5 protein-coding genes and 4 pseudogenes are annotated in these 8,006 nt (G+C 59.4%); 3 read left to right on the top strand and 6 right to left on the bottom strand.

Annotated elements, in window-relative coordinates; genetic code table 11:
- Positions 1-75: 75 nt before the first annotated feature.
- Positions 76-1,806 carry a group II intron reverse transcriptase/maturase gene (ltrA, locus tag D1227_RS13995; RefSeq protein ID WP_119404062.1) on the bottom strand — a complete coding sequence of 577 codons (1,731 nt, stop codon included), beginning with the start codon at positions 1,804-1,806 and terminating at the stop codon, positions 76-78.
- A 528-nt stretch (positions 1,807-2,334) separates the two neighbouring features.
- Positions 2,335-2,499: pseudogene (locus D1227_RS20500) on the bottom strand (antirestriction protein ArdA); the annotation flags it as partial.
- A 343-nt stretch (positions 2,500-2,842) separates the two neighbouring features.
- On the opposite strand from D1227_RS20500, the gene D1227_RS13985 reads away from it, so the two are divergent.
- A complete protein-coding gene (locus D1227_RS13985; RefSeq protein WP_119405091.1) occupies positions 2,843-3,277 on the top strand; it encodes a GNAT family acetyltransferase in 435 nt (144 codons plus the stop codon).
- A gap of 319 nt (positions 3,278-3,596) precedes the next feature.
- On the opposite strand, the gene D1227_RS13980 is transcribed toward D1227_RS13985, so the two are convergent.
- Both D1227_RS13980 and D1227_RS20495 read right to left on the bottom strand, forming a co-directional pair.
- The gene (locus tag D1227_RS13980; protein ID WP_119405090.1) at positions 3,597-4,412 is read right to left on the bottom strand and encodes a DUF2285 domain-containing protein; all 816 of its coding nucleotides are present in this window, start codon (positions 4,410-4,412) and stop codon (positions 3,597-3,599) included.
- Positions 4,413-4,636: 224 nt separating this feature from the next.
- Positions 4,637-4,726 (bottom strand): annotated as a pseudogene (locus tag D1227_RS20495) (hypothetical protein); the annotation flags it as partial.
- Positions 4,727-4,797: 71 nt separating this feature from the next.
- Between D1227_RS20495 and D1227_RS13970 the strand changes: the two are divergent.
- A pseudogene (locus tag D1227_RS13970) lies at positions 4,798-5,550 on the top strand (IS5 family transposase).
- Here D1227_RS13970 and dmpG read toward each other — a convergent pair.
- Positions 5,517-6,515 (bottom strand): 4-hydroxy-2-oxovalerate aldolase, encoded by a 999-nt coding sequence (dmpG, locus tag D1227_RS13965; protein WP_119405089.1) that lies wholly within the window; start codon positions 6,513-6,515, stop codon positions 5,517-5,519. The pseudogene D1227_RS13970 and the gene dmpG overlap by 34 nt on opposite strands.
- Positions 6,515-6,811 (bottom strand): annotated as a pseudogene (locus D1227_RS13960) (acetaldehyde dehydrogenase (acetylating)); the annotation flags it as partial. The gene dmpG and the pseudogene D1227_RS13960, both read right to left, overlap by 1 nt.
- Positions 6,812-6,892: 81 nt before the next feature.
- Between D1227_RS13960 and D1227_RS13955 the strand changes: the two are divergent.
- The gene (locus D1227_RS13955; protein ID WP_035540773.1) at positions 6,893-7,987 is read left to right on the top strand and encodes an IS5 family transposase; all 1,095 of its coding nucleotides are present in this window, start codon (positions 6,893-6,895) and stop codon (positions 7,985-7,987) included.
- The last annotated feature ends 19 nt before the right edge of the window (positions 7,988-8,006 follow it).

Below are 8,006 nucleotides of genomic sequence, written 5' to 3'. Positions count from 1 at the left end.
ATGTCGGGTAACAGGTCGGCGTTGCCGCCGACCCGTCCCCTCAGAACCGTGCTTGCAAGTTTCCCCGCACACGGCTCAAGCAAGTCCCTGTTGTGCCGCGCGGCGGCAGTCGGCGTGGACAAGTCGCAGGTTCCGGTAGGAACCGTTCGCCCTGTCCCCATCCACATGAGACATGCGGATGGTTTCGCCATTGTAGAGGCTCTCGCGGCAGGTCGGGCACTTGTGCCGTTGCCGCTGCGCAACCTTCTGCCAACTGCGCGTGAGGTCAGTCCCTCCCATCCGGCGGGCCCGGTTTCGCCAGTAATCGGCGAGAGACGGATCGTCGGGAGAGTTGCGGTGTTTCACCATCGTCCAGCGCACGATTTTGATCGCGGCTGGATGGATCATGAACGCACCAGACTGCTTGTCCATAAAGGTGTAGCTGAAGTTCGGGCAGTTATAGTGCCGCCCGAAGTATTTCCGCATCCACCAGTGTTTCAGCTTCCTCGCATGGGCACGATGGCACCAGCGACGTTGCCGGACATGGACATAGTGTTCGATCCCTGAGAAGATTTTCCCGGCGACACTGTAACGGTAGTAGTTGCACCATCCACGTATTACCGGATTGGCAGCTGCAAGCAGTTGCCCCTGATCCGAGCCGACATGGGCGCGGAACAGGTCCCTGAGCTTCTTCCTAAACGCTTTAACGGCGTCCTTGGAAGGTTTGATCAGGGTCTTCGTGCCAGCGGCGCGGTCTGCCACCTTATAGGAACGGACATTGAAGCCAAGGAAGTCGAAGCCTTCCCGTATGTGCCGGATACTGGTCTTCTCCTCGGAGAGGTTAAGGCCGCGCCCGGCGAGGAATGCAGCAACGCGCTCCCTGGCCTCAAGCGCTTGCGTCTCAGTGTGGCAGATGACGACGAAGTCGTCAGCATACCGCACGAAGACAGGGCAGTGAGGTTTCACGTATGAGGCGCTTGTGCCTCCACGATACTCAATGCCCAGCGCTTCTTCCATTCCATGCAGGGCGATGTTGGCAAGGAGAGGACTAATGACCCCGCCTTGCGGTGTACCCTGCTCGGTGGCGTGGAACACGCCATCTTCCACATAGCCTGCCTTCAGCCAACGGCGGATCATTCCCCTTGCGGGGAAGTTGCCGATAGCCTCCATCAGGGCGTCATGGTCGATATTGTCGAAGCAGCCTTTGATATCGGCATCAAGAACCCAGACCCGTTTGGACCCGGACTTGGTTGCCAGATATATCCGCTCTATGGCGTCATGGACGCCACGACCGGGCCGGAACCCGTAGCTTGTCCCCTCGAACTGCGCTTCCCAACAGGGCTCAAGTGCATTGAGCACAATGGCCTGCTGGCACCGGTCGATGAGGGACGGGATTCCGAGCGGCCGCTTCTTGCCGCTCGCTTTAGGGATATACACCCTCCGGGCTGGAAGCGGTTCCCATGCCTTGAGGTTCACCAACTGGTTCGCAAGGCCGGCCCGCTCGGTCGGCGTCAGTGCGGTTCGCGCATCGACACCGGGAGAGGCTTTCCCACGATTGATCTGGCTGACCCTTCGGATGGAAACGAGCAGGTTCGCCCGGCTGTGCAGCATCAGCTTTTGCAACGAGCGGACCGTTTTCCAGTCCCGCATTTCAGTCGCCCGATAGATTCTCCGGCGCAGCGTCCTGACGGTTCGATAGGCGGCAGGCCAGTCAATGGTCTGCCAGTGAACAGTTCCGTCGCTTACGATCAGGCCTTGCGGCCCGTCCATCTTTTCACGAACGGTTCGGTTGCTGTTCCACGAGATTACGGGGGACTCACCAGTCATCTGTCAGCACCCTTTCAGGTTGGGCATGGCCCTATCCACCGGGTTATGTATTCCCCGTGCCTTTCGGCTGGCGGCATTCGCTTCTGATAACTTCCTACACCCGCTGAGGAGTTGGGCGGCTCTTGCGAGCCGCTTACCGGGCGCTGTTACCAGCGACCGGACCTCATCGGGGTTACTCAGTTCCGCATCTGTGAGATGCGACCGGGTTAGGTGCCTGCTATACGCCGGGGAATATCGACCTTCCGACTGAGGGATCCACGTGCCCCCAGCCCATTCCCTTGCTCCCCGTAAAAGCCACTTCCGGGGGACTGATGGGTAACGACGCATCAACACAGATTCACTTTCGTTCACCATACCGGTCTTCTCCTTGGGCGGTTCACCGGCGTGTGGCTGCCAGCTCCCCGCTCGTTTCCGGAGGCTTCGCACCAGCCAGTTACCCAGCTCGCACGCTCCGGCTAGAAATGGTCGAGAAGGCTCGACCAGAGGCATCCCTGCCTCACTCAACAGATGCGACTTTCTGGTCGCACCATGGATCGCCCATTCTTCGGCACCCGCCTCAGGGCTCGCCGCCAGCATGGCCCGAACCTTGTCCATGACTTCGTCAGGCTCGGTTGCATCGATCCACACCCCGTGCAGCCGTCCATTATTGTAGGCGGCAAGACAGGCGACATAGATGCGTTGTGTCTCTCGCAAATCCGGTCCGATCGCTGTTCCAAGGGGGGCAGGTGTCTCAGGTGAAAGGGTCATGTCAGCCTCGCAAAAATGGATCCTCGTCCGCGTACCTTTCCCGGCAGGCGGGAGGGGGCGGACGAGAGGTGCGGGCGCCCGGGCGTATGAGGGCCGGGGGCAAGGCGGGAAGGTAGGAGATTGCGGGGGCGCCAATCGGCTCCAGGTCACCGGCGCCTTGCGCGCGGGCCGCGCCCGGGCAGACGCGCCGTCCGCCTCCTCACGGCTGCAGGGAAAGCTTGTCCACACCTGCGAGCGCCAAACAGGCAGGCTGGCGCCGTGGACACGAATCCGTCCAGACTCGTCAGCTATGGCCTTGCATATACGAGACTTCCGGGAAGCTGACCGCGCAGCATTGATTGCGCTCTGGGAGACGTGTGCGCTGACCCGGCCGTGGAATGACCCGAATGCCGACATGGACCGGGCGGTTGCGTCACGCGATGCCACGATCCTCGTCGGCACAGTGGATGACGTGGTCGTCGCCAGTGTCATGGCCGGTCATGACGGCCATCGCGGCTGGATCTACTACCTGGCTGTCAGCCCGGACCGCAAGGCCCGCGGCCATGGACGCGAGATGATGGCCGAAGCCGAGCTTTGGCTCGCGGACCGCGGTGCGCCAAAGGTGCAGCTGATGGTCCGCGAAGGCAATGAGACCGCTGCCGCCTTTTACACTGCGCTCGGCTATGAACCCCAGGACGTCACCGTGTTCGGCAAATGGCTCACGCCATCGCCTGAGGCCGAATGAGGCTTCGATAGGCCACGCGCGCCTGACCCCTCTGGCCGCAAGGCCAGTGGGAAGCAAAGCGCGGCCACCGCCGGCGAGCCCCCGCAGCGCGCGGCCTCCCGGACGGGAGGACGCGTGACCGGAGACGAGCCGGGCCGGCCAGATGACATGGAAGAGGGTGAGGGCTCTCGCCGCCCGGACAGCCCCGCGCCAGCGGGCGGGGGAGGGGCGATGCCTTCAGATCCTCTGCCAACGTCTTGAACAGTTGCTCGGCAGCTCCTGCATCAGGCTCGTGAACTCAGGTGTTCATTCGGGTCGGCTTTTTGCTGGCTGATAGGGGTTAGAGGTTTTCCTCAAGCAATTCGCGATATCCCCCGTCACGCAAGCGCTGGCCTTTTGCGAGCAAACGGGCCATTTCCGACTTCATGGCGCTGGACGGTCCAGCCCAGTCCTTCATGACGCGATCCTCGCCATAGAAGACCATTGCTGTCTCGCGATAGGTCATGCCAGCCTCAAGGGCATCAAGCGCGATCAAGGCGTTGCGGTAGCCAAGTCCCTTGCGTGACCATGTCGGCGACGTCGCTTCGGCATCATAGACGCGGTGGGCCCGTTTGAGCGTCTCGATATATTCGTCAGGGCAATCGAAGCCGGAAACGGAAAACTCCATTTTCACGGGTTCGCCGCACAGGAGCGACTTGCCGCTGCAGCGGATCTGGACGGAGCAGTTTGCCCCTTTGACGAGGAAGTGCTCGCGGCCGGCAGCATCGGTCAGGTGCACAATTCTGCAAAGGCGTGTGCCCTTCTCGAAGATTTCGTCAACTTCGTCAGGATCACGCTCACGGACATGGACCGCGATCTTGCGAGGGAATGTCTGATCGGACCAGAAGACATCTGTCGATAGCGCAGTCTGGTCGGGATCGGGAAAGTAGAGGAGCCCCCAGGCTTCGGCGGCGAGGTCCTGCTCAACCAGCTTCAACAGCTTGATGCCATGACATGCGGTCCCCGTTTCCAGCTGAGGTAGTACGGCGTAGGCATCGTCCCTCAGGGCAGGATTGCGCCTCGCGAACTCCCAAGCCCAGTTCCCGCGAGAGAGATTGGCGGTGTAGTTATACCTAACGAGCATATCGCTCAGGTCTTCTATCGTGCGAATAAGCATGTATCAGCCTCCCGCGTCAGGGGAATGCAGGACATGTGCCAATTTCAATCTATCATGGAGATTGCAAGGTTGCTTGCCTAAGGCAAAAGGGCACGCAAATGTGTGCTTACCGGACTAAAAGCACTGAACACACAAAAGCTGATTGAGCGTGTTCTGACTGCGTCGTTCGTCCAGACAAATTGGAGCTCGCAACAGTCAATAAGGATTGGTCTCTCACGTCGCAACTATTCAGCGGATTTTCGTTCTTTCAATATGTCCAGGGCTACGTCGACGATCATATCCTCCTGGCCACCAACCATACGCCTACGTCCTAGGGTCTGTTGTGAATCAGGATTCACTTATCGACTAAACTGTGATTCAAACTTCCAAACAGGGAGTTCTGAATATGGTCCGCCTGATTCTCACGGATGCCCAATGGGCGCAAGTATCGCCGTTCTGCCTTGGTAAGAAGACCGATCCCGGACGAACGGGGGGCGATGGCCGGATGTTTCTGGAGGCTGTTTTGTGGATAGCCCGCACGGGCAGTCCCTGGCGCGACCTGCCAGCCGAGTTCGGCAACTGGAACACGGTGTTCCAGCGCTTCCGCTATTGGGTCGACCGCGGTGTCTTCCAGCGCATCTTCGAAGCATTGGCGGGTGATCCGGACATGGAATACGCGATGATTGATGCCACTATCGTCCATGTCCACCGTCACGCGCACGGCGCAAAAGGGGGACTCAAAATCAGGCCATCGGAAAGTCGAAGGGCGGATGGACCACCAAGATCCTCGCGCTGACCGATGGGCTCGGTAACCCTCGTGCGGTTTGTACTCCTGCCGGGCAATCGCTTCGACACAGTGGGCGTTGCACCGTTGATCGACGGGGTCGAGTTCGGCGCAATGCTCACCGACAAGGCTTATGACAGCAATTGGATCATTGAGGATATGAACGTGCGCGGCGCGAAAATCGTCATCTCCCAGCGCCCACAGCGCCGCGCCCCCCTCAACATCGACGAGGAGATGTACAAATGGCGACATCTCGTCGAGAACTACTTCTGCAAGATCAAGGAGTTCAAGCGCATCGCATTCAGGTCCGACAAAACTGATGCGAGCTATCAAGCCATGATCTACGCGGCCGCAACCATCATCGAGTTGCGATGAATCTCAACAGACCCTAGTTCAACCAGGATTTCACGCGTATCGATCCCATAATCTTTCGCTGCCTTCTCTGAATGCCGGAGGAAGGATGAGTACACGCCGGCATAGCCAAGTGAAAGCGTTTCGCGATCAACGCGAACGGGGCGGTCCTGGAGTGGGCGGACAAGTTCCTCGGCAGCATCCATGAGCGCAAAAAGATCGCATCCATGCTTCCATCCCTTTCGCTCGGCGGCTGCGATGAACACTTCAAGCGGCGCGTTTCCGGCCCCGGCACCCATGCCGGCCAGCGAAGCGTCCACGCGTCTTGCGCCATATTGAACGCCGACAATGGAATTGGCTACGCCTAGGGACAGATTGTGGTGGGCGTGGATACCCCGTTCAGTTTCAGGGTTCAGGACCTTGTCATAGGCTTGAAGCCGGGCGATGTATCCATCCATGTCGAGCGCGCCGCCACTGTCGGTGACATATATACATTCGGCACCATAGCTTTCCATCATGGCGGCTGGTTCAGCCAATTTCTCAGGCTCGACCATGTGGGACATCATAAGAAAGCCAACCGTGTCCATAGCCAGATCGCTGGCAACACCGATATGCTGTTTCGATACGTCGGCTTCCGTGCAGTGTGTAGCGATCCTGACAGACCTGACGCCAAGCTTGTAGGCATGCTTCAGCTCCTCGATCGTTCCGATCCCAGGAAGGAGGAGCGTCGTCAGTTTCGCCGTTTTCACTGAATCCGCGACGGCTTCAATCCATTCCCAGTCGGTGTGGGCGCCAAAGCCATAATTGAAGCTTGAGCCATTCAGGCCGTCTCCATGGGCAATCTCGATTGCGTCGACTCCGGCCTGGTCAAGGGCTGCGGCAATCTTGCTGACGTGCTCGATACCGTATTGGTGCCGGATCGCATGCATCCCGTCGCGCAAAGTGACGTCCTGAATGTAGAGATTGTCGGATTTGGGATCAAATGCCATCAGGCAGTCTCCTTGGCTCGCCGCCGTGCGGCGATCTTCTCAGCGGTCGCAATGCCAGCTGATGTCATTATGTCGAGATTTCCCGCGTATGCAGGCAAATAGTGGGCGGCACCCTCGACTTCCAGGAAAACGCTGGTCTTGATACCTTCGAATGTGCCCAGGCCGGGAATCTTGACTGGGTTGTTCGAACCGAGCCGTTCGAACTGAACCTTTTGCTTCATCCGATAGCCGGGCACATAGGCGTTGACCTTTGCAACCATTGCTTCGATTGAGGCCTCAATTGCAGGCCCATCCGCGCCACTAGCAGGCTGCTGAAAAAGGTCTCGTTTTGCTTTGCGAAGCATGATTCTCTCTTTTGTGTGGAGAGGGAGGCAGAGATGCGTGGTGAAGATCGGACGACGGATCAGTTGTTTTCGTATGTGAACGTAGAAGACCGGATCGCATCGGATCATCCTCTGCGGCAGATACGGCAGCTGGTAAATGACGCGCTGAAGGCTCTGGACGCAGATTTTACGGCACTTTACGCGCAGGATACCGGTCGCCCGTCGATCGCGCCGGAGCGTCTGTTGCGGGCGATGCTGTTGCAGGCGATCTATTCGATCCGGTCTGAGCGCCAGCTGATGGAGCGGCTTGAGTTCGATCTCCTGTTTCGCTGGTTTGTCGGGCTCGGGCCCGATGAGCCGACCTGGGACGCCTCGACGTTTTCAAAGAACCGCGACCGCCTTCTGGATGGGGATATCGCCGCAAAGTTCCTCAACGCCGTCCTGTCGCTTCGGCGAGTGAAGAAGCTGTTGTCGCGTGAGCACTTCAGTGTGGATGGCACCCTGATTGAGGCCTGGGCCAGTACCAAGAGCTTCCGTCCGAAGGATACCGATAGCGGCGGTGGTCCGGATAGTGGAGGTGGTGGTCGCAATGCACCGCACGACTTCCACGGCGAGAAGCGGTCGAACCAGACGCATGCCTCATCGACCGATCCCGATGCTCGGCTCTATCGCAAGGGCCGGGGCAAGCCGGCTCAGTTATGCTACATGGGGCACGTCCTCATGGAGAACCGGCAAGGCCTCGCCGTAGCGACACAACTGACCCATGCAACCGGCAGAGCCGAACGCGAGGCGGCCCTCGAGATGATCAGGAAACGCAAGGTTAAACGCGGCGCCACACTTGGTGCCGACAAAGGCTACAATGCCTGGACCTTCAAGCGCGATCTGGAGCAGGCCGGTGTCAGGCCGCATGTCGCCCTGAAGTCCGAGACCGGGAGGTGCGGCCTGCCCATCAAGACCCCCGAGGGCTATGAGGTCTCCCAGCGCATCCGCAAAAGGATCGAGGAGATCTTCGGGTGGACGAAGACAACTGGCGGCTATGCCAAGACGAAGTTCAGGGGAAAGCGGCGCGTTGCCCTCGGCTTCGATATCGCCATCGCCGCCTACAATCTCGTCCGACTACCGAAGCTACTTGCGGGGGCCGCAGCATGAACGCCACCATCGCCGCTGC

This window comes from Henriciella mobilis, assembly GCF_003576315.1.
Taxonomy (GTDB): domain Bacteria; phylum Pseudomonadota; class Alphaproteobacteria; order Caulobacterales; family Hyphomonadaceae; genus Henriciella; species Henriciella mobilis.
This window is presented reverse-complemented; position numbering and strand designations above follow the sequence as displayed.

Excerpts from the sequence above, each read along its gene's own strand:
- D1227_RS13955 (WP_035540773.1), top strand. The coding sequence starts at position 6,893 with ATGCGTGGTGAAGATCGGACGACGGATCAGTTGTTTTCGTATGTGAAC.
- dmpG (WP_119405089.1), bottom strand. The coding sequence starts at position 6,515 with ATGGCATTTGATCCCAAATCCGACAATCTCTACATTCAGGACGTCACT.
- D1227_RS13985 (WP_119405091.1), top strand. The coding sequence starts at position 2,843 with ATGGCCTTGCATATACGAGACTTCCGGGAAGCTGACCGCGCAGCATTG.
- D1227_RS13980 (WP_119405090.1), bottom strand. The coding sequence starts at position 4,412 with ATGCTTATTCGCACGATAGAAGACCTGAGCGATATGCTCGTTAGGTAT.
- ltrA (WP_119404062.1), bottom strand. The coding sequence starts at position 1,806 with ATGACTGGTGAGTCCCCCGTAATCTCGTGGAACAGCAACCGAACCGTT.